This is a genomic window from Psychrobacter sp. PL15 (assembly GCF_035984995.1).
Taxonomy (GTDB): Bacteria; Pseudomonadota; Gammaproteobacteria; order Pseudomonadales; family Moraxellaceae; genus Psychrobacter.
Genome location: NZ_JAXCIB010000001.1, coordinates 120,900 through 142,524, shown reverse-complemented (window position 1 = coordinate 142,524; position 21,625 = coordinate 120,900). Strand labels below are relative to the sequence as shown.

General features: G+C 43.3%; 17 protein-coding genes. 9 read left to right on the top strand and 8 right to left on the bottom strand.

Going from position 1 to position 21,625, the window contains the following annotated elements; all coding sequences use genetic code 11:
- Positions 1 to 24 precede the first annotated feature (24 nt).
- Positions 25 to 936 carry an S-methyl-5'-thioadenosine phosphorylase gene (gene mtnP, locus RCH20_RS00555; protein WP_327192217.1) on the top strand — a complete coding sequence of 304 codons (912 nt, stop codon included), beginning with the start codon at positions 25 to 27 and terminating at the stop codon, positions 934 to 936.
- Positions 937 to 1,009: 73 nt separating this feature from the next.
- Here mtnP and RCH20_RS00550 read toward each other — a convergent pair whose 3' ends face one another.
- From RCH20_RS00550 to RCH20_RS00525, 6 genes are all read right to left on the bottom strand, one after another.
- Entirely contained in the window at positions 1,010 to 2,071 is a 1,062-nt protein-coding gene (locus RCH20_RS00550; RefSeq protein ID WP_327192216.1) for a methyltransferase domain-containing protein, read from the bottom strand.
- Positions 2,072 to 2,174: 103 nt separating this feature from the next.
- A complete protein-coding gene (locus RCH20_RS00545) occupies positions 2,175 to 2,843 on the bottom strand; it encodes a TIGR04282 family arsenosugar biosynthesis glycosyltransferase (protein WP_209956718.1) in 669 nt (222 codons plus the stop codon).
- A 20-nt stretch (positions 2,844 to 2,863) separates the two neighbouring features.
- Entirely contained in the window at positions 2,864 to 3,715 is an 852-nt protein-coding gene (locus RCH20_RS00540) for a TIGR04283 family arsenosugar biosynthesis glycosyltransferase (RefSeq protein ID WP_327192215.1), read from the bottom strand.
- A 164-nt stretch (positions 3,716 to 3,879) separates the two neighbouring features.
- Positions 3,880 to 4,689: a DUF547 domain-containing protein gene (locus RCH20_RS00535; protein ID WP_327192214.1), complete on the bottom strand. Its 810-nt coding sequence runs from the start codon at positions 4,687 to 4,689 to the stop codon at positions 3,880 to 3,882.
- A gap of 4 nt (positions 4,690 to 4,693) precedes the next feature.
- Positions 4,694 to 6,856, bottom strand: coding sequence for an FAD-dependent oxidoreductase (locus RCH20_RS00530; protein WP_327192213.1), 2,163 nt, complete (start codon positions 6,854 to 6,856; stop codon positions 4,694 to 4,696).
- Positions 6,857 to 7,239: 383 nt separating this feature from the next.
- Positions 7,240 to 8,424, bottom strand: a complete 1,185-nt coding sequence (locus tag RCH20_RS00525) for an FAD-dependent oxidoreductase (protein WP_327192212.1) — start codon at positions 8,422 to 8,424, stop codon at positions 7,240 to 7,242.
- Between the two features lie 574 nt (positions 8,425 to 8,998).
- Here RCH20_RS00525 and RCH20_RS00520 point away from each other — a divergent pair.
- The 6 genes from RCH20_RS00520 (at position 8,999) to RCH20_RS00495 (ending at position 15,189) form a co-directional block, all read left to right on the top strand.
- A complete protein-coding gene (locus RCH20_RS00520; protein WP_327192211.1) occupies positions 8,999 to 9,928 on the top strand; it encodes an alpha/beta fold hydrolase in 930 nt (309 codons plus the stop codon).
- A gap of 325 nt (positions 9,929 to 10,253) precedes the next feature.
- Positions 10,254 to 11,075 (top strand): 2,3,4,5-tetrahydropyridine-2,6-dicarboxylate N-succinyltransferase, encoded by an 822-nt coding sequence (dapD, locus tag RCH20_RS00515; protein WP_209956713.1) that lies wholly within the window; start codon positions 10,254 to 10,256, stop codon positions 11,073 to 11,075.
- 454 nt (positions 11,076 to 11,529) lie between these two features.
- Positions 11,530 to 12,264, top strand: coding sequence for a 7-carboxy-7-deazaguanine synthase QueE (gene queE / locus RCH20_RS00510; protein ID WP_209956712.1), 735 nt, complete (start codon positions 11,530 to 11,532; stop codon positions 12,262 to 12,264).
- Between the two features lie 78 nt (positions 12,265 to 12,342).
- Positions 12,343 to 13,506 carry a multidrug resistance efflux transporter family protein gene (locus RCH20_RS00505; RefSeq protein WP_327192210.1) on the top strand — a complete coding sequence of 388 codons (1,164 nt, stop codon included), beginning with the start codon at positions 12,343 to 12,345 and terminating at the stop codon, positions 13,504 to 13,506.
- Positions 13,507 to 13,669: 163 nt separating this feature from the next.
- Complete coding sequence (locus RCH20_RS00500; RefSeq protein ID WP_209956710.1) at positions 13,670 to 14,305, top strand: trimeric intracellular cation channel family protein; 636 nt, start codon at positions 13,670 to 13,672, stop codon at positions 14,303 to 14,305.
- Between the two features lie 50 nt (positions 14,306 to 14,355).
- A complete protein-coding gene (locus RCH20_RS00495) occupies positions 14,356 to 15,189 on the top strand; it encodes a trimeric intracellular cation channel family protein (RefSeq protein ID WP_327192208.1) in 834 nt (277 codons plus the stop codon).
- 282 nt (positions 15,190 to 15,471) lie between these two features.
- Here RCH20_RS00495 and recJ read toward each other — a convergent pair whose 3' ends face one another.
- The gene (gene recJ, locus RCH20_RS00490) at positions 15,472 to 17,337 is read right to left on the bottom strand and encodes a single-stranded-DNA-specific exonuclease RecJ (protein ID WP_327192207.1); all 1,866 of its coding nucleotides are present in this window, start codon (positions 17,335 to 17,337) and stop codon (positions 15,472 to 15,474) included.
- Positions 17,338 to 17,851: 514 nt separating this feature from the next.
- Here recJ and RCH20_RS00485 point away from each other — a divergent pair.
- On the top strand, positions 17,852 to 18,367 hold the full coding sequence (locus tag RCH20_RS00485) for a hypothetical protein (RefSeq protein ID WP_209956708.1): 516 nt from the start codon (positions 17,852 to 17,854) through the stop codon (positions 18,365 to 18,367).
- Positions 18,368 to 18,564: 197 nt separating this feature from the next.
- Here RCH20_RS00485 and RCH20_RS00480 read toward each other — a convergent pair whose 3' ends face one another.
- Complete coding sequence (locus tag RCH20_RS00480; RefSeq protein WP_327192206.1) at positions 18,565 to 20,205, bottom strand: long-chain-fatty-acid--CoA ligase; 1,641 nt, start codon at positions 20,203 to 20,205, stop codon at positions 18,565 to 18,567.
- 904 nt (positions 20,206 to 21,109) lie between these two features.
- On the opposite strand from RCH20_RS00480, the gene RCH20_RS00475 reads away from it, so the two are divergent.
- The gene (locus tag RCH20_RS00475) at positions 21,110 to 21,499 is read left to right on the top strand and encodes a hypothetical protein (protein WP_209956706.1); all 390 of its coding nucleotides are present in this window, start codon (positions 21,110 to 21,112) and stop codon (positions 21,497 to 21,499) included.
- Positions 21,500 to 21,625 lie beyond the last annotated feature (126 nt).

Below are 21,625 nucleotides of genomic sequence, written 5' to 3'. Positions count from 1 at the left end.
ACTATCAAAACTTGGAAAATCATCATGCCAACCACTGTAATAAAAGATACAACGCCGCTGTCTATTAATACTGCTGATATCGCCATTATCGGTGGCAGCGGTCTGTATCAAATGCAAGCCTTGACTAATAAACGTAGCGTTACTATACAGACGCCCTACGGAGCTCCGTCTGATGATATTGTGCTCGGTGAGTTGGATGGTGTGACGATTGCCTTCTTGACTCGGCACGGTCAAGGTCACAAATTAACGCCGTCTGAGGTACCTTATCGTGCCAATATCTACGCCCTAAAAACTTTAGGCGTACGCTATATTATTTCCGTGTCAGCGGTTGGCTCATTGCGAGAACAGCTTAAACCTTTAGATATGGTCGTACCAGATCAAATGATTGACATGACCAAGCAGCGAGTGAGTACATTTTTCGGTAATGGCGCTGTTGCGCATGTCGCAATGGCTGACCCCTTATGTCCTGCAGTAGCCGATATTTTAATGCGTGCGTATAGCCAGGCCAGAATTAGTGAAGGAAAATGCCACTCTAAGGCGACCTATATCTGTATTGAAGGACCACAGTTTTCCACCCGCGCAGAATCACATTGGTATCGCCAAATACAGGCAGATATTATCGGTATGACTAATATGCCAGAGGCCAAGCTGGCACGCGAAGCCAGTATCGCGTATGCGACCTTAGCGCTAGTCACCGACTTTGATTGCTGGCATCCCAATGAAGAATCCGTAAGCGCAGATTATGCGATACAGAACCTCATGAAAAATGCTGAAAATGCTCAACAAGTCATCGAGCAAGCGGTGACTCTAATTGCAGCTGAGCGGCCCGAGTCAATCGCTCATAACGCTCTAGCGCAAGCATTAATCACTCCTATTGAAGCAATGGATGAGCAGACTAAAACCAGGCTGACAGCCTTACTACCCCTTGATCTATAGACGCTATTTTTGAGCTAAAAAGGCCATCGAATAATTCGATGGCCTTTTTCATTTTTAACGAGCTAATTTTATGCTAACAGCACGAACCGTTGACTGGACTAGCAGCCGTACTGGATACCAGAGCAGCAGCCTCACCAAATGGCATCATATCACCGCAGCCTGCGAAAACACCGTAGTGGTGACTGTCATCACCAATAAACTTGAAATGAGGAGAAAAGCGAGACTCTTTAAGCATTCTGAAGGTGTTGGCACATACAGGGAACACGCGACCAGCTTCGATAATATGATGCTTATCAAAGTCAAAACGATGCGGCATTTGAGCAATAGTACCGTTATAAACTACCGCTTGTCCGTAGTCTTCACAGGCATCTTCGAGTGCTGCAAGCTTAAATAGGCGATAGGTAGCGGAAAAGAATTGAATGTTACCAATTTTAGCAGCCAAGGTAGGATCAGTAATCTCAAGGGGACGGTCTTCAACCAGACGTGGGTCCAAAAAATCGGCCTCACGTGCCAAACGTATAAAATCATTCCAATACAATGCCCCACTTAGGCACTCACCATATAACACCGGATCATCAATTAAATGCTGAGGGATGCGGCGATCAGCGTAGACATCAGAAAAATAAAATTCTCCACCCGGTTTAAGCAAGCGTTGTACACTGGCCATAACCGCAGATTTATCAGGTGATAGGTTTATTACACAGTTTGAGACAATAATATCAAAGCTATTGGCCTCTAGATTGAGCTCATCTAGCTTTTCGATATAACCATGCAAAAAGGTCACATTGTCATAGCCGAATTTTTCGCTATGATAGTCTTGATGCTGTTTTGCGGCTGCCAGCTGCTCATCGGTCATATCGACGCCAACCACCTGACCGGTCTTACCAACCAATTGTGCTAGCGCATAGACATCACGACCTGAACCGCACCCTAAATCTAAAATACGACAGCCTTCCAGCAGAGCAGGACATACCAATCCGCAACCATAATAACGACTCGTTACCTCATCATGAATATTAGCCAATAAGGGCTTAAGCCATTGCGGCAGGCTACTAATATCACAACATGCTGAGGTTTTTAAATCACTGGTGCTTTGTAGTTGTTTGCCGTAGTAATCTTGCACAATGTCATGCATAACACTTTCCTTGTCGGTAGTGAAAAATAATTAGAGAATAGAACTGAATCCATATAGAGTATCTACAGCGTTGCCCTCACTTGATATGCTACCTTTAATATCGTCACTCTTGACTGGCCAGCCAATCCGATGGTAGATATTTTAAATCATCAGGCTCATCAATATCATGCAGTGGCTCTAATACTGCTAACGACCAGCCCAACGCTTTGATACGTTGCTGGGTTACAGCAGCCACACTGGCGGTGCTCCATATAATATTTGAAAACAAGCTGTCATGAACTTGCTTGAATCCTAATAACACATAGCCACCGTCCGATGCGGGAATCATTACCGTATCATGTTGGTCTAACTGTAGCGCTGCATCTTGAATGCACTGCGCTGTTAGGCTGGGACAATCAGTGCCAACTAATAATATTTTTTTATATGTATCCAAAGCCTGCTGGCTGGCCGTTAGTAAGCGCGCCCCTAAGTCACCGACTACTTGACCTGACCAATGAAGCGTATCAGGTAAATCAAGCGCTCGCCAGCACGGGTCAGTTGGTGCAGGACTAACACATAACTCGACCAAGTAATTGGTAGCTACTGCTTGCTCAACACTGTGTAATAGCAGCCGTCTTGCCATCTGCGCTGTACCGTCAACGCCGAGCGCTGGTTGCAAGCGAGTCTTTGCCATACCTGGAGTAGGATATTTAGCAAATATAATAACGCAGGTATTTTGATTGCTGTCCTGTAGGCTGGTTTGCGCTATTGAGCGTGCTGCTCTGTTCGTCATATCTATTCCTTGTCCTACTGTTATTTCTTCAAACCGGCTATTTTTGAATGACTATAATAACGCTGTTTTAATAGCTCAGGTGCAACTCCGCACCAATAATCAAAACGCAGACGCCACATCAAAAAAATTGTCTGCCAGGTGCCATATTTCTGCCAGCGCCGTGCTGAAGTGGTCACTTCGCTACTTAGGCACGCAGGCCTAGCAATATTTTTCAGACGTTTGCACAGTTCTATATCTTCCATTAACGGTTGATTAGGATAACCACCAAGCGTATCAAAGCATGACTTTTTAATAAAAATGGCCTGGTCGCCAGTCGCGATTCTTGTTAAACGCGACCGCGCATTCATCATTCTACTTACAGTCCACAGCATCGGACTGCGACTGTTTAGACGCACATCAAAATGCCCCCAGTCATGATAAGTCATTGATTGTACAATTTCAGTAATCGCTGCATTTGGTAACTGAGTATCGGCATGCAAAAACAGTAATGTGTCTCCAGTTACTTGCGCGGCGCCAGCATTCATTTGAACCGCACGACCTGCCTCAGACTCAATAAGTTGCCATTCGATAACTGGTGCTTGCCTGTCACACATAAAGGTTTTTATCAGCGCCTTAGCCATGGCAACCGACTTATCCGTTGAGCCCCCATCGACCAATACAACTTGATACGGCGGTGGATTAAGTTTGGCCACATGGGTAATCAGCTTCGGTAAATTATCTGCTTCATTAAATATAGGTATAACAATAGAAACGTTAACAGGTGTCGTCACAATTGTAGGGACTGATTGCTTATTAAGTTTGCTCCTACCGCGTAATCCGTTCCGCAGCGAGCTCATTGCTTCAATAACAGGCTGGGCGAGCATTCGTAACATTAGTTTTATCATGTTTTTAGTAATTAGTAAGATATGTTTGATGTGCAACAATAGACTTTATCAAAGACTGAGAAGATATAAAAAAAGGCAGTAAACGCGGAAAATGTTTATTGCCTCTTCAGAATTATTAGCTCAGTATGGAAAAAGTGCAACGAAAATCATGCTTACTTTTTATTTAAACGCCAGTCGTATTCGGTATAACCAATTTTCATTTTTCCTTGCTTTAGCGCTGTTGCTTGGGCTTGATTAAGACCTAGTGCTTTATCATAGCGTCCTAAGAACCCTTCTAGATTATTAGTGCCGCGCCAATTGGTGGCAAAATCTTCTTTATACCATTTGAAAAGTGGCGTGACTTCCAACGTATCACCCTTAATACGATTGCGACTGCTATCCGCTAAGAATTTAGACGTGGCTTTTTCTAATTGACCGTCCAAACCCTTACCCGTATAGGCATCATCTTGTAGCGCAGGACAACCGATGCTAGCACAATTGACCGCAAAGTGAATACGCGGGTCATTATAGCGTTTTGAGCCGCGAATCAGGTTATGCTCAATATCATCTAACGAGCGCGTTTTACCTAGTAATGGAATGAAGTCTTGCTTCCACGGCGAGCTAAATAGCGATCCGATGTCTTTAATTGATTTGAGATTTGGATACTTAGTCAGGATTAATTCAACCGTACCTGCGTTATAGACATTAATTAAAAACGCCAATTGTTCATTCTTATTCCAACGATTGAACTCCGACTGACTCACTTTACTGGTGGCTTTAAGATAGCTTGCCAGCTGGTTTTTATCTGCTTTCATGCCGGCATAATTAACTACTGAAGCCTTACCACCATTAGTCATAGTCACATGCTTGTCTAATAACGCATCCCAACTTTGATGACTAAAGTCTGCATAGGCGGCAACACTAGGGACTAGCATGGCCACTGCGATAAGAGGTTTTAACACTGAAAAATTTAATACTTTCATTAGGTTAGCTCCGTTTAAACTGGTGATATTTTTCTACCCATTTCAATAATCCTTGCGGAGCATGGGCGCGCTTCCACTCGCCAGCAGCGTATTTATTGGCTTCGCTCATGGTTGGATAGGTATGTATGGTGCCAAGTATTTTGTTCAGTCCGAGGCCATGTTTCATCGCTAGGACATATTCGGCGAGTAACTCTCCTGCGTGATTGCCCACGATGGTCACACCCAATATTTTGTCTTTTTTCGGGACGGTTAAAACCTTAACCCAGCCAGTAGCTCGGCTGTCAGTAATCGCCCGGTCAAGGTCAGCAATATCATAGCGTGTCACTTCAAATTTAATCCCTTGTTCGTGGGCTTCTTGTTCGTTGATACCCACACGGGCAACCTCAGGGTCAATAAAAGTGACCCAAGGTATCACTCGATAATCAACCTTGAACTTTTTAAAGGTGCCAAACAAGGCGTTGACAGCAGCATACCAAGCTTGATGGGCGGCGACATGAGTGAATTGGTAAGGACCAGCAACATCACCTGCAGCCAAAATATTGGGAAATTTAGTCTCAAGATAATCGTTAGTTACGACTGTATTTTTGCTATCAATACCTAAATTCTCAAGACCATAGCCTGATAAGCGCGCTTGACGGCCGACGGCAATAACGAGGGCATCAAATTCAATAACAGTTTCGACACCCTCATGTTTCACTATCAACTGCTGAGTGCCGTTATTGTCTGCACCTGTACGCTCGCAGCGTACGGCATCATGTTGCAATAACACTTGCACACCATCCGCTTCTAAACAAACCTTGGCGTAATCCGAGACGTCTTGATCTTCTTTTTCAAGTAAGCGTGCGGTACGTTCTATCTGTGTTACTTGAGAACCTAGACGAGCAAACGCTTGTGAGAGCTCACAACCAATCGGTCCACCACCAATGACAATCAGGCGTTTAGGCGGCGACGTTTGATGACTGAGCGCCTCCCACAAAGTATCACTAGTCAGATAATCGACGGTCTCAAGACCTGCTATCGGTGGTACAAATGGCTTACTGCCCGCCGCAATGATGATATTGCGCGTGGTAAGACGTTGGATATTGCCTGTATCATCGGCAACCTCTACCGTCCACGGATCAATGATAGTAGCGTAGCCTTTGACAACATCGACACCAAGCTCGGTATAGCGCTCAACGCTATCATTAGGCTCAATCGTGGCGATGATATTATGTATCCGTGCCATGACTGACTTAAAATCATAATTGACCGCTACATTTTGTAAGCCGTAATCTTTAGCATGAGTCATATCATGGGCAACTTTGGCACTTTTTATCAGCGCCTTACTGGGTACGCAGCCATAATTGAGACAATCGCCACCCATTTTATGGGCTTCAACCAACGTAACTTTTGCTTTGACTGTAGCTGCGATATAAGACGACACTAAACCTGCTGCGCCTGCACCGATTACCACCATATTACGATCAAAAGCAGCAGGCTTATTCCAACCTTTATAGACTTGTCGCCCTTTGTACCAATCGAGCGTCTTTTTAGCGATTAAAGGGAATACTGCTAGCAGGACAAATGAGCCAATCAAGGCCGGTGAAATAATATCTTTGAGACTATCAATTTGCGCCAACTGTACACCAGCATTAACGTATACAAATGTACCCGCCAGCATACCAATTTGACTGACCCAATAATAAGTCCACGACTTAATTGTGGTCAATCCCATTAATATATTAACGAGGAAGAACGGGAATAACGGCAGTAGACGTAAGGTAAATAAATAGAAGCCGCCGTCTTTTTCTACCCCTTGATTGATACTTTTTAATTTAGTAGCAAATTTCTTTTGGAAGCTATCGCGTAACAGATAACGTGAGGCGAGAAAGGCACACAATGCCCCAATACTTGAGGCAAATGACGCTAACAACACCCCCCACCACAAACCAAACAACGCACCTGCCAATAAAGTCATTAACGCAGCACCAGGCAATGAAAATGCGGCGATGATCAAATAGGCTAAGAAAAATACGCCACCTACCAGTAATGGTGAGTCATTACGCCATTGGTAGAATTGTCCCAGGCGCGATTGAATCCCTTCAAGGGTCAGTAAATCATTGAATCCAAAAAAGAAAAATCCGGTGACGATAAGGATAACAGTAAGGACAATCAGTAGTTTTTTCATGCGCTGTCCTTTATTTCATAAGTTTTATTAAATATAATAATGTGAATTAGGTGGTTGTGTTCTCGGCAGATTTTTCAGCTATTTCTTAATATAAGACGTCGCCACAGCTGCTCTTATATCTTGCTGTGCCGCCATAACAATGGTCGGCTATAGACTCACTGACTCATCGCCAGCAGGGTGTTACGTCAGTTAGGCAGAAATAAAGTCCTGGTATGACCAACCGCCGTCTGATCCCTTTATTCTTGTCAGTTTATTATTCGTTTAAAGTATACCTAATCAATCATACATTATTGTTAACCTATTGTTTTAATCGATAATAGTGAGTTGGCTGGTTGTTCCATATCAGCACGAATTTTAATATAGTTTTCTTTACATTAACCTTGTTACGATTTTACGAAACGTTTATCGATAAACTGCTTTAAATACCATAACCATCGGCCTTGCAAGCTAATGCTACCCCAACTAGCAATGGCGTATTTATCGCCACAGGACAATAGGTATAAAGTACGGGTGCGAGGTTGATATTCTTGCGTTGGCTTGTCTTCCAGATAGGATAGAAGGTTATCGGCCACCACAGCACCGCCATATACAGCATGAACACCTGAATGAGCGACACTCTGATCCACTCGCGTCGCCACGTCGCCTACTGCAAAAACATTGAGATGAGAGATGCTTTGTTGCGTGGCATTCACTGCAACAAAGCCATTATTTATGGTCTCGAGATCAGTATGCTGTGTCCACTCCGCGCCCATTACCCCAGTAGCAGCAATAACCGTATCGACTTCTAAGCTCTCTTGCGTAGTAAGCAGTTGACCCTCGTTATAACTGGTCGCCCGCGCATAAACCACTATAATGCTGTGGCGCTTAAACTGGTTGATGACCCGCCGCCTAAACTGCGAATTAAATCCAGACAATAGATGCTCACCGCAGACCAAATATACTTGATGCTTAGGATTAATGCGCTGCAAGGCTATTTGGGCAGACATCACCAATTCAGTTGCTGCCGCACCAGCGCCAACAATGGCTAATCTATAATGAGTAGATTTATAGGCGTCCACTAGAATTTGCTGCCAACGATCGATAAAATCTGATAATGGTCTGATAGCGATAACGGCAGACGCATTAGTATCAGTATCAGTATCAGTATCAGTATCATCTTTGAGTGTAGTGGCTGTTGTTTGGGCCGTTTTTTGAGTGGTGGCAGCTGCATGTAACCAGCGCGTATCTGTATCTGCACCGGTATTTAGCGACAGTACGTCATAATTAATGATTTCATTATTGGTGGTAGTCACTGTGCAAGACGCAGCCTCTACTTTAGCTATTGGGTGCTGAATAAAACGCACACTTGACTGCTCGCACAGCGATGTCACATCAATAGTGATATCATCAAGATGATAATGTCCCGCCATCCAGCCCGGTAACATCCCAGAATAGACAAACTGCAGCTGTTCAGTGACTAGAGTGATATCAATGTTATCTGAACGCTCAGTGCTAAGACGACGCAATAAGCCAATGTGCGCATGACCTGCACCTGCTAATAATAATTTTTTTGCCGGTAAACTTTTCATAAATACTTCTTCATAAATAATTTTAAATAACTGTTCAAGTGTTTAGTAATAGAACCTAATAATATAGAGTCAATCTATCCTGAATCCAATATAAACAAACCAAGCTCAAGCATGATTATAAAATGGTTAGCGAACAGAATAACTGCTAAGAGCAACACTATGAGCCATTTATGGTCCCTAGACTATAGGGATATTAGTAGACAAAGGTACAAACTTAATCGAAATTAAAACATAAACTAAAAGCGTTTAAGCTAAGTTTATTGTACGATGACAGCAAATCAGCGAATAATATTGCCCATAACTAGCTTTATGGTGGGTTTGATTGCCGCTATGACTTGTCCAACGATCTCTTTATATTTGAGAATGGTCTGGAATTTTCTATCGAGAAACAGTCTGAAATATTAATTTTATGGCTTATTAACAAGATAACAGACTAGGGCTATTAAAAAAGGCCTAATAGCAATAAGCATGTTAAGGCATATCGAACAATAACAAAAGATGAAACGGTTTACGAACGTAGCAAAATATTGCTGGCTGTCCGTTTTTAAACTCCTAACTATTCAAGGAACCGCCAATGAGTACTGCCGAGCAAATTACTTCCTCTGATCAGAGCCATTGTCTGCATCATCAATTTTTTGAGCCAGTAGCTGGCGATATTAAAGCAACCTTGCTGATCGTGCATGGTATGTCAGAGCACAGCGGGCGCTATGCAGATTTTGCGCAGTTTTTAGCCGATCAGGGTATAGCGGTCGCGACTTATGATCAGCTCGGTCATGGCAAAACTATTAAAACACGGGATGAACTAGGATTTTTTGGTAATGAACACCCAGTGCAATCCTTATTAAAGGATGTCATCATCATGACTAGTGCTTTAAAAGAGCGACATCCTGAAGTGCCTCACTTTATCATGGGTCACTCGATGGGCTCCTTTATTGTGCGCACTGTACTCAAACATCACGCTCAAGACTTCACAGGCGCTATCCTAATGGGCACGGCGGATACCAATCCGTTGGTCAAAATACTATTACCGTTGAACAAATTCTTAGCAAAAACTGCGCCTAAGAAGCCCAATACATTATTTGCGGAAATCATGAATAAAGTGCTTAATGCCAAACTCAATGAGCGCGTATCTACCTCGCAGTTTGCATGGATAAGTGAAAATACGGCTAATATTGAAGCCTATGAAGCCGATCCATTAACGGGCTTCGACTTTACTAATAACGGTTTTATGACTTTATTTTCTTTGATGAAAATGGGGTTAAATAGGGGCTGGGCGACGACGATTACTAAAGACTTTCCACTATTATTCGTCAGCGGTGAAAATGATCCCATTGGCAATATGGGCCGCGGTGTTCGCAATATTGTTAGTGATCTGCACAAACAAAACTTTACTCATGTAAGTACCCGACTCTATCCTAATATGCGTCATGAGCCGTTGCACGAGCAGCACCATAGCGTGGTTTATAATGACATTTTACATTGGATACACACCTTGAGTACTTAAGGTCTCATCATCAGACTCATCATAGTGCTGATAAGTCATGCCATAATTTGCTAAAATTGGCTAAATTAGCGACAATACGGCAGGCACTACTCTACATAGTCCATGTCGATCATTTTCTAGAAAAACAGAACAGTTGCAATTTGGTGAAAACAAACGAGCGACTTTGAAATTCAATGAATAATAGAGTCAAGGGAATCTCATCAAATGGCCTCTTTACTACATTGTTATGAATTTTAACTGTTGGTTTTACTTTGAACTTATCACCCTAATTTAATTATAAATACAACGCTCACTTACCTTCATCCATCACCTTTTAGGAATTTTTATGTCATTACAACAAACTATCGAACAAGCCTTTGAAAACCGCAACGACTATAACCCAGCCAATATGCCGCAAGAGGTGCGTGATGCCATTGAACAGGTCCTAGAGCAGCTCGATAACGGTAGCCTACGGGTCGCTGAAAAAAAGGATGGTGAATGGGTCGTCAATCAGTGGGCAAAAAAAGCAGTTTTATTGTCTTTCCGCCTCAACGACAACTACGTCATGTCAACTGGCGAACACCTACAGTTTTATGACAAGGTACCTACTAAATTTGCTGATTGGACCGAAGCGCAGTTTAAAGAAGCGGGCGTACGTGTTGTGCCACCTGCCATCGCTCGTAAAGGCTCATATATTGCACCGGGCGTAGTCTTAATGCCGTCTTATGTCAATATCGGTGCTTATGTTGATCAAGGCGCAATGGTAGATACCTGGGCAACGGTAGGCTCATGTGCGCAAATCGGTAAAAACGTGCATCTGTCAGGCGGCGTGGGTATTGGTGGTGTCCTTGAGCCATTACAAGCCAATCCCACCATCATTGAAGACAACTGCTTTATTGGCGCACGTTCTGAGATTGTTGAAGGTGTCATCGTTGAGGAAGGCGCCGTTATCTCGATGGGTGTGTATATCGGTCAATCAACGCGTATTTATGACCGCGAAACTGGTGAGATTCATCGTGGACGCGTGCCAGCCGGCTCGGTCGTTGTACCAGGTTCACTACCTTCTGCAGATGGTACCCATAGCTTATATGCGGCTATTATCGTGAAAAAAGTCGATGCCCAAACCCGTGCGAAAACGGCCGTGAACGAGTTATTACGCTTAGACTAAGCGCCTTTACTGCTTCCATCATTAGATTCACTGTCATAAATGATAAAAAAAGATGCTGAAGGTAAATGTCAGCATCTTTTTTACAGCTTAATACCCCGTCTTACGCTATAATTCCTATTAAAATATAACATTATTAAAATGATTATCCGCTATCACAATTATGGCGGCTTTTTTAATGATATTTTTTAGCAAATTTTCGCTCAGCACCGAGTGATTATCTATTACACTGAATCATCATCTATTAATAGGCTGGCCGATTAACCAGTCATAAGCAAATAAGCAACACCCAACCTTACATACTCGTCTTGCAAAGTTCTCAATACTCGCCAGCTACCGTATGTCTTATTTTTATCTTGTCTAATAATCGTGTGTTAACAGCTTTTTTAAATCGGCATTTGGCTTGGTTTAGAACGCTTAAGCGCGGTATCGACACCGAACCCTATTTGAAACTGTTATGAGTGAGCTATCGCTACGCAGCCCTGCTATTCCGGTCACTGATCCTGAGGCTGGCCTGCGCATTACTGAAATTTTTTATTCCTTACAAGGTGAAGCGTTGACTTCAGGCTTGCCGACCATATTTGTTCGACTGACGGGCTGTCCGCTACGCTGTGTGTATTGCGATACCGAATATGCCTTTAGTGGTGGCGAGCGTCAGTCGCTGGAAACCATCATGACCACTATCCGCAGCTATCCGTGCAAGCGGATTTGTCTGACTGGCGGCGAGCCTTTAGCGCAGCCAAATGCGCTTGAGCTTATCAAACGCTTGCTTGCTGAGGATTATGAAATCTCTTTAGAAACTGCGGGTGCGCTATCAGTAGAGCGGGTCCCAACGGCGGTAAGCAAGGTAATGGATCTCAAAACCCCAAGCTCGGGGGAAGCAGATAAAAATCTCTGGTCAAATCTTAATTATCTGAGCCAGCATGATCAGCTGAAATTTGTCATTATGAATCGTGAGGACTATGACTGGGCAAAGACCAAACTTGTCGAGTATCAACTTGATAAGCTGGTTGGTACGGTTTGGTTCTCGCCGATGTTTAATGTGGCAGACGATGCAAGTTTGGAAGATACCAGCCCTGATGTACCGTTATTGGCTCGTGAATTGGCTGAATGGATGTTGGCCGATGCGCTGCCAGTGCGCTTTCAATTACAATTGCATAAAATCATTTGGGCGGATGCCAAAGGCAAATAGTTGGCGCAGTGAGTTAACGTCAGCCATAAGCGCTATAAAATCAAAAACGTATTAAAGAGAAATGGTAGGGACACAGGGATGGTCAAACTAATTTTACTGGGCTTATTGGCTGGTGCATTATTCAGTTCAACGTTTATTTTAAACGAGCTCATGAGTACTGCTGGCGGCCATTGGTTTTGGTCAGCAAGCCTGCGCTATATCTTTATGTGGCTAATGATTACCCTCATTATTAGTATGCAACACGGCTTTGGGCGGGTCAAAGAGTTACTCACTATCTTCCGTGAACACTGGGGCTTTTGGTGCATTACTGGCAGTATCGGCTTTGGCGTATTCTATACTGGCATTTGCTATGCCGGCGACCATGTCGCTGGCTGGGTAGTCGCTGCAACCTTTATGTTCACCGTGGTCACTAGCCTGTTGGTATTATTGGCCTTTGGGCAGCGCTTTGACAAAAAATTCATTGTTTACGCCCTACTGGTTTTTCTTGGTGTGGTATTAGTGAACGTCAGTGAAGGGTTACGCGCATCAAGCGTGGCCGCTATACCTATGACTGAAATGCTAATATATGGGGCACTGCCCGCTTTAGTTGCCGCCTTTAGCTACCCCATTGGCAATCAGCTGGTCTGGCAGGTGTCTTATAATTCGCGCAAACATACCGCAGCGCTGCGAATCGCGCGTGATAATAGTATTACTCAAAGTAGTGCGACTCAAAACAGCACTCATAGCAGTAGCGCTCAACCACTCACGACCGAAGCACCACCTTTATCTATAGATATCAATAGTACCGTAGCCATCGACAGCCCTGCTAGTACTATACACCCTGAGCAAACGCCATCTAAGTCGATGCTACAAAACCTGATTGCCCGTATCCCCGCTATCGACACTGAACTGCTGCAAAATGCCTTTAATAAAGTATGGCTAATGACCCTTGGTAGTTTGCCATTTTGGTTGATTTTAGGCATTATAGTGCGTCCTGAAGCACCTGCTACCTCGCAGATATTTAACACCTTACTGGTGGCTTTATTAGCAGGCGTTGGTGCGACCAGTATATTTTTATATGCTCGTGAACGTGCTGAAACCTCAAGCGAAGTCGCTGGTGTTGATTCCACGCAGGCCAGTGAAGTGATATTTGCTTTGATTGGCGGTATATTATTACTTAGTAATGCTTTGCCATCAGCCATGGGTTTAATCGGTATTGGACTGATTATGCTGGGGCTGGTTTTGTTTGCTAAGGATGGTTAAAAATGCTTTGACCACTACCTTTAATAACTATTGACTGGTTGATAAAGGTAATGGTCGATCCAGTTTAAACAAAATACATTGCTATCAACAACTCTCTTTTATTTTGAATTGACTATACCTTAATGAACATATTTTATATTAAACAGCAATCAAGGGGATAACGATGAGTCATGTTTTCATTTTTCCTGATATTTTGCTGTATGCATTAGATATGGTTGGGGTCGTTGCCTGTGCTATCGCTGGCACACTGCTCGCACAGCACAAAGGCTTCGACATTGCCGGCTGCATCTTAGTGGCAATGGTCAATGCGATTGGTGGCGGCACACTACGTGATATGGCTCTAGATCGCCATCCATTATTTTGGATGACCGATCTCAACTACCTCTTGGTCATTACAGCGACTTCCCTTATCCTGCAGATATTTTTTCATCTTTATCATAAAATTGATAACGCGCTAAAATTATTCGATGCTATCGGTCTCGCCGCATTTAGCGTTATTGGCTTTAAAATCGCCTTAACGCAAGATATGTTGCCAGCGATTGCCATTATGATGGGGGTATGGACTGCAATTATCGGTGGATTGCTACGCGATATTATCTGTAATGAAATACCGCTACTGCTGCAGCGCGAAATCTATATATCCGCCAGTATCGTAGGGTCAGTGACATATTTACTGCTTGAGCATTTGGGCGTTAACGCCGGACTGAATGAGTTTATTATGCTCAGCGTCATTTTTGCGGTGCGGATGTTAGCACTGCGCTTCGATTGGCATCTTCCCTCCATTCGCTTGATTGGTTAACAGGTGGCTAACCTCTTAACCGCTTGAGTGAATTTTTTATGTGAACAATTATGATCAGTATTATTAGTGTCCATGCCTATGCGTTGCTCAACGCATGCTATATGGCAGTCTTTGGTAAATCTTTTGATATGTTATCCGCCCCCACTTTGGGCGTGACATCATCCGCTGCTGTCCCTACGGTTATTGATTCAGCTGTTAATCAAATAGTCCAATCCCCGCTCGCTCTGACGCCTGAGTTTGTGACACGATTTGAGCCTACCTCGTTTATGTTTTGGTTAGAAATGTTTGGTATTTTTGCCTGTAGCGTTTCGGGAACTATTTTAGCTAAACATAAAAACTTCGATGTGTTTGGCTGTATTTTGGTAGCAATGATTGCCGCTATTAGCGGCCCTACAGCGCGTGATATTATTCTTGATCGCTATCCGCTGTTTTGGATAGTGAATATGAATTACCTGTTGATTATTACTATTACTTCTGTTGGGTTTCAGATGTTTTGTAACCCAAAAGCGCGCCATGTAGATGGCTTGTTAAAGCTATTTGATGGCTTGGCATTGGCAATTTTTACCTTAATTGGTATCCAAGTGGCACAAGAAATGGGTGCAAACATCCCTATCTGTATCTTGCTTGGGGTTTTGAATATCTTGTTTGGTACCGTCATCCGCGACATGCTGTGTAACGAGATTCCATTAGTGTTACAGCGCGAGATTTATGTGACTGCAGCGATTATTGGCGGGATATTATATTTTGCGATGGAGGGTATGGGCTTTACTCCGTGGATAACCGAGTCGTGTACGATGATTACAATCTTTGTGATTCGTATGCTGGCGGTGCGCTATGATTGGCACTTTCCAGATATTGGGCTGATGAAAAACCATGCCGCATAAGGGATAAATTGATAATACAAAATGATAAGCTGACATAATAAATAAGGGCGCGTTGAATAATCAACATGCCCTTATTTGTTTTCAATTTAAACCGTTTTCGTCTTCTGTAAAGGACTTATAGTCAATGAAAAGTAATATCGATACATAGCATACTGCTGGCATAAGTTTTTCTTGCTTGCTGTACCTACGCAGACAGAGGCTGCAAAAAGCTTATACCAGCAGTACCGTCGCGTTTTTAAGGTGTTTTAACCTTACCTTCAAGCCAAAGTTGGCTCATTATATCTAAGGTGCAACAACAGCCAAATCCTTGACCATGAGCTGTAAACTTTTTTTACCATTCCATTCATTGATATCTAATTCAAATAGGATATGCACTTTTTCGGCACGATAATCCCACTCGCTGCTATCAAAATTAAAATAAATAGCAGCAATCGGATATTGCACATCAGGATAGCGTAGCGATAGTTTAAGATGCTGGTCTTTTAACACTTTAAAGCTAAGCACTTCAAATACACCATCGAATATCGGCGGTGCAAAGCCATGACCCCAAACGCTAGCATCCGCCAATGCTTCGACGAACCATAAGCTAAAATCACCCGCTTGCAATGGACCATCAGTAAATTTCTGCTCGGCAAAAACCTCGTCATCAAGCTGTGCCATCACATCATCAAAAGCGCTGACAAAAGCATCGAAATTACCACGCTTAAGAGTCAAACCTGCTGCCATCGCATGGCCACCAAAATGGCTGATCAGCGCTGGATTCTGCTCAGCCACTTGCTCAATAGCATCACGTATGTGCACACCTGCAATCGAGCGCGCTGAACCCTTAATAGGGTCATCATCGCCAACACGCTGCGTATCCGACGGGGCAAACACAATACTAGGGCAATAATGACTTTCTTTTAAGCGTCCCGCCACGATACCGATGACCCCTTGATGCCAATCGTCTTTGTATAGAATGATACTGCGATTGTCATTGTTAATTGCAGCTGGCTTTTTTTCAGCGTTTTTAATAATAATGTCATTACTATTAATAGAACTCTCTTGACCGTTGTGGCCATTATTGGAGCTACTATCACTAACACTACTGTTATTAACACTGTTATCAGCGTTTAAAGCCTCTACGATACTATCCGCTTGCGAGCGCATTTCACCTTCGACCTGTCGGCGATCGCGATTTAACTGCTCAAGCTCTTGTGCTAAACCTTGTGCCGTACTCCAATCTTCGGTCAACAGGCATTCGATACCCACGCGCATATTATCCATACGCCCGGCAGCATTAATCCGTGGTCCTAAGACAAAGCCAAAATCTTGTGCATGCAATTGCTTCGGATCACGTCCTGCTTGCTCAAGTAGCGCTAGTATTCCCATACAGCAGCGACCTTGGCGAATGGCAGCCAACCCATGATGAACTAAAATACGATTATTTTTATCCAATATACCCACATCAGCAATCGTACCGAGCGCCACTAAGTCTAAATACTGACTGACTTGTACGGTAGACTTGCCAGCTTCGCGGCGCAATTTTGCTAAGCGTCCGAGCACATAAAAGGCCACACCTACCCCGACCAAGGCTTTACTGGTAAAGTTGCAATCTTGCTGGTTAGGATTGACTACCGCTTCAGCAGGCGGTACAGCCTTGGTTGTGAGGTGATGGTCGGTAATAATAACGGTAATGCCATCGGCCTGCGCACGTGCTACACCTTCATGGCTTGAGATACCATTATCGACCGTGACAATCACTTGCGGCTGATAGGTCTCAATACCCAATTCGACAATCTCAGGGGTTAGACCATAGCCATACTTAAAGCGATCAGGTACTAGGAAGTCGACCACCGCACCCATGGCCGTCAAAGCACGCATCATCAACGCAGTACTGGTCGCACCATCACAGTCAAAGTCGCCAACAATCAGAATACGCTGGCCGTCGTCAATAGCCAGATCTAATAAGCGCACAGCTTTGGTAACGCCATGCAACATATCAGCAGGTAGTAGACCTGATAACTGAGTTTCAAGCTCATCAGGTTCAATGATACCGCGACCCGCATAAAGCTTAGCAAGAGTGAATGATTGGGCGGCAAAGGGTCGCAGCGCAGTGGGCAGCTCGTCAATGCGAGTACCAGTATAACGGGGGGTTAAATTTAGCATGTTGGTATTCTACTGGCTTTGGTGGGCGGTCACAATATTAATTTATAATGTCTTTAGTTATAGCTGAAAATTGTTAGTGCGATAGTAATAGAGTCTGTATGAATGATATTTTCATCTGTTGAGCCCGTGCCTATCTATCTATCTATCTATCTATCTATCTATCTGCTATAAAACTTAAGGCATTTTTTACAAAAACCTTGCATAAATTTAGTAATTTTCTATGATTTGCTACAAAGCTATAATTGTATAGCGCTCATAAATCCCTAAAATGATAACTATCTGTCATGATTAGCGTCTATAGCTTATTATTAAAATTAAGCTATCAAAGTTAAGTAGCCAACTATAAGTTAGTATATTCTAACTACTGAGTGTCAGCTACTGAAGGTAAGGGCTGGGCGCTAATCATGATATCAGCACTATTTATATACTGAGTTATATACTGAGCACTAATAAGTCTCAGTCGCTAACAGTGATAATTAAATAACTGAACACTGACTATATTGAGGATGATTTTATGAATACTATACCAACCGTTGAAAAACTTCCGAATACGATAGATCCAAATTTAAACTTAAATAAAGTGAAAAAAGAATGTATCGCGATGGTCAAAAAACGTGCCAGAATCTCTGCAGGTATAGCACTCGTACCGGTGCCATTTTTTGATATGGCGGTTGACGCTGGCATGTTGACCCAGCTGCTGCCTGACATCAGCGAACGCTTTGGTTTGATTGAAGGTCGTCAATCCGCAGTTGACTTGCAATCACGCGCCATTCACTGGAGTGCCCTAAAAGATCGTACAGTCGATTTTGCTGGTCTCATGGCCACTCGTGGCATCGTCAAAAAAACCGTTCAAGGTCTTGGTGGACGTATCGCTGCCAAACAAGTGACCAAGTTTATTCCACTTGGTGGGCAATTGGTCGCAGGAACAATGGGCTATATGATTTTTAAGAAAATTGCGACTGATCATGTTGAAGATTGCTATAAATTAGCCAAGGATATTCAGCAAAGGCAACAGGGTAAAAACCTATAGTTAAACGAACTCATCTGTTGTTAGACGTTCATAATCAATAAACGCTAGAATCCGTTTAAAATAAGAGAGAGAGTTATCCATAGCAGTGTGCTGCTCATATCAACGAATGTGGCCCAATGCCAAAAAGCAAAAGCCCATCATTTAGATAGGCTCTCTTACGTCAGCTGGATAAAGAGGTTGGTTTACGGGTGATTCAGTTAGTCAATCAAACCACGCTCAATAAGGTGATTGCCATACTGCTCACGCAAGTCTTTTTTGAGCATTTTGCCCGTACCATTTAGTGGAATGGACTCCACAAAAACCACTGCGTTAGGAATCTGCCATTTGATAATCTTGCCTTCGTAATGATCGATCAGCGTTTTTTCACTTAGCTCTGCTCCAGGAACAAGCTGTACAATAACCACTGGACGCTCATCCCATTTTGGATGATCTGCCGCGATAGCTGCCGCCATAGCAACTGATGGATGCGACATGGCAATGTCTTCGAGTTCCACTGAAGATATCCATTCACCACCTGACTTAATTAAATCTTTGGCGCGATCACGAATCATTAAATAACCATCTTCATTGATGGTCGCGATATCTCCGGTGTCAAACCAACCATCTGACTCAAGCGCAGATGCTTCACAATTAAAATAAGTGTCGACGATCCAATAGCCTTTGATCTGTACGTTACCAGGTGTCTGACCATCATTAGGCAACAATTTATTGTCCTGCGCCGCATCAACAATACGAAGTTCAACGCCAAATGGTGGACGACCCTGTGACAAACGTACGGTCAATTTTTCTTCGTCTGATAAGCCGCTATGCTTGGCTTTGAGCTGATTGGCTGAACCCAATGGACTAGTCTCAGTCATACCCCATGCATGCATGGTCTCACAATCAAACTCATCACGGAAAGTCCTCATCATAGACGATGGACATGCCGAGCCACCGATAACGTTACGTCTGAGACTGGTCAGTTTAGTACCGGTCTCTTTGGCAGCAGCCAGTAAGGTTTGCCAGATGGTCGGTACACCAACCGCTAAGGTCACTTTGTGTTCATCAATAATATTGGCCAGACTATGACCATCTAGATTGGGACCCGGTAGCACGACTGCTGCACCGACCATCGCTGCTGCATAGGGTAGACCCCAAGCATTGGCATGGAACATAGGTACCACAGGCAAGACTACATCTGTTGCAGACAGACTGATTGAGTCAGGTAAGCTAATCCCAAAGCTGTGCAGAACTGTCGTACGGTTGGTGTACAGCACCCCTTTAGGATTGCCGGTCGTGCCTGAGGTGTAGCATAACGAGCTTGGGGCATTCTCATCGAGCTCTGGCCACTCAAACTCGTCAGACTGCTCGTCAACAATGTCATCATAAAAGATCACATTAGGCAGCTGCGCTCTAACTTCTTCATCAGGCGGAGTCATACAGACGAAATGCTTGACGGTGGTTAGATGGTCTTTGACACCCATCACCAATGGTAAGAAAGTTTTTTCGAAGAACAGCACTTGATCTTGGGCGTCATTGATGACGTAGATGATCTGTTGCGGAAACAAACGTGGATTAATTGTATGGCAAACCATACCACTACCAGAGACCCCATACCAAATCTCAAGGTGACGACGGTTGTTCCAGGCAATGGTAGCCAAGCGGTCACCCTGCTCTATACCGAGCTTAGTCAATGCATTAGCAAGGCGTTTGCTGTTGCTGTGCAAGGTTGTCCAGTCAGAATGAGTAGTGGTGCCATCAGTCTCTCGCGAGATAATTGGGGTGTCGCCATGGTATCTGGCGGCATGTTGGATTAGATGGCTAATCAATAACGGGCGGTGCATCATTTTGCCGAGCATAACTTCTTCCTTGAAATAGACGTTCTGAATGATTGAGATGAGACGGAATGATTATTAGACTGCAAGATACCAAATCTACAAGTTTGATTGTTTTTTGCCCCAAGTTTTATCGCTGTCATTCCTATGACGTTGTATAAGCATTAGAATGATAGCAGCCTGATGCTTAATGCGGCGACACCTCACACCTGTATTAAACTGCTTAGAAAATTAATATGACCACTATCAGCCATACTTACAAACATATTACCAAACGACAAGCCTTTAAAACTAACCTAGTTTCACACTAGGTTCAAGCCTTTTGACTGACCATTTGCATCTATCTTAGTGACTTGCCTGTCACAAACTTAGAATTGACTAATGTTCTTAGTGCACCTGTTCTTCTGCTTTTAAGCGTAACAAACAACATTGAACAATGTCGTCAATTGAAACTGCGATCATCAATCACGTTAATAGAAGAAAAAATATCGGAAAATACACCTTCCAGTGGCAGTGAGGGATTAGTCTTGGTGGTAGAGTGCACTAACGATATCATGTGCTACAGGTTTAATAGTATACTGCTTTTCAAAAAACTCAAATGGTACCGATGGGCAAAAGTAAGATTTATTATTGCAATATGAGGTAGGAAGACTGAATAATTAAAATTAAGTGAGGATTTATAGTGAGCATATTAGTAACTGTCGCCTGTGATTAGTGACAGACAACTCAATATTTGTTTGATAAATTTTTAATTATTTGGTAGGTTATGCTATCTTGAATATAGCTCATGCTTACTGTACATAATGTGACTCAACGTTATAAAATTGCTTCATAATCACAGATTATTAGCATTACCTTAAAACGGGTAAGACCCATCACTTTCAAATACAATTTTCGAAAATTACTGACTAACATTGAAGGATCGACCATGAAAAAAATCTTAACCTTGACTACCTTGCTTGCTACATTTGCTCTAGCGGGATGCGCGACGCCAGGATCAAATACAAACTCAGGCAGTTCTGTTGGTACTGCCTCCGGTATTGGTATGAATGTATTCAAGGCCGCTGTTAATAACCAATGTCGTATCGAGCTTGAACAGCAAAGTGCTTGGCGCGTTGCTCGTACTGCCATGACAGTGGAACAAGAGTCAGCAATACAAAATAGAATTTGTAGTTGCGTTAGTGAGCAAGCCCCACAGCAAGTCACCATCGTTGATATGACCAATGCAGCCATAGATTCAGAATATCGCACACAACTGGTCACTAAAGTAGCGGTTAGGTCACTACAAAGTTGCTACGGAAGCTTCATTAAGTCATAAGTTAGGTTATAAGTGATAGGTTTGCTTAAAAAATGACATAGGGTGCGCCAGTTGACCATGACGCACCCCGCTTTTGATATTCAGAAATTCAACTCATATATATAGTTAAAATACCTTAAAAACGTG

What these genes read in the sequence shown, in the direction of transcription:
- dapD (WP_209956713.1), top strand. Translation starts at nt 10,254, where the DNA reads ATGTCATTACAACAAACTATCGAACAAGCCTTTGAAAACCGCAACGAC.
- RCH20_RS00525 (WP_327192212.1), bottom strand. Translation starts at nt 8,424, where the DNA reads ATGAAAAGTTTACCGGCAAAAAAATTATTATTAGCAGGTGCAGGTCAT.
- RCH20_RS00530 (WP_327192213.1), bottom strand. Translation starts at nt 6,856, where the DNA reads ATGAAAAAACTACTGATTGTCCTTACTGTTATCCTTATCGTCACCGGA.
- queE (WP_209956712.1), top strand. Translation starts at nt 11,530, where the DNA reads ATGAGTGAGCTATCGCTACGCAGCCCTGCTATTCCGGTCACTGATCCT.
- RCH20_RS00545 (WP_209956718.1), bottom strand. Translation starts at nt 2,843, where the DNA reads ATGACGAACAGAGCAGCACGCTCAATAGCGCAAACCAGCCTACAGGAC.
- RCH20_RS00500 (WP_209956710.1), top strand. Translation starts at nt 13,670, where the DNA reads ATGAGTCATGTTTTCATTTTTCCTGATATTTTGCTGTATGCATTAGAT.
- RCH20_RS00475 (WP_209956706.1), top strand. Translation starts at nt 21,110, where the DNA reads ATGAAAAAAATCTTAACCTTGACTACCTTGCTTGCTACATTTGCTCTA.
- RCH20_RS00540 (WP_327192215.1), bottom strand. Translation starts at nt 3,715, where the DNA reads ATGTTACGAATGCTCGCCCAGCCTGTTATTGAAGCAATGAGCTCGCTG.
- RCH20_RS00495 (WP_327192208.1), top strand. Translation starts at nt 14,356, where the DNA reads ATGATCAGTATTATTAGTGTCCATGCCTATGCGTTGCTCAACGCATGC.
- RCH20_RS00520 (WP_327192211.1), top strand. Translation starts at nt 8,999, where the DNA reads ATGAGTACTGCCGAGCAAATTACTTCCTCTGATCAGAGCCATTGTCTG.
- RCH20_RS00535 (WP_327192214.1), bottom strand. Translation starts at nt 4,689, where the DNA reads ATGAAAGTATTAAATTTTTCAGTGTTAAAACCTCTTATCGCAGTGGCC.
- mtnP (WP_327192217.1), top strand. Translation starts at nt 25, where the DNA reads ATGCCAACCACTGTAATAAAAGATACAACGCCGCTGTCTATTAATACT.
- recJ (WP_327192207.1), bottom strand. Translation starts at nt 17,337, where the DNA reads ATGCTAAATTTAACCCCCCGTTATACTGGTACTCGCATTGACGAGCTG.
- RCH20_RS00505 (WP_327192210.1), top strand. Translation starts at nt 12,343, where the DNA reads ATGGTCAAACTAATTTTACTGGGCTTATTGGCTGGTGCATTATTCAGT.
- RCH20_RS00480 (WP_327192206.1), bottom strand. Translation starts at nt 20,205, where the DNA reads ATGCTCGGCAAAATGATGCACCGCCCGTTATTGATTAGCCATCTAATC.
- RCH20_RS00485 (WP_209956708.1), top strand. Translation starts at nt 17,852, where the DNA reads ATGAATACTATACCAACCGTTGAAAAACTTCCGAATACGATAGATCCA.
- RCH20_RS00550 (WP_327192216.1), bottom strand. Translation starts at nt 2,071, where the DNA reads ATGCATGACATTGTGCAAGATTACTACGGCAAACAACTACAAAGCACC.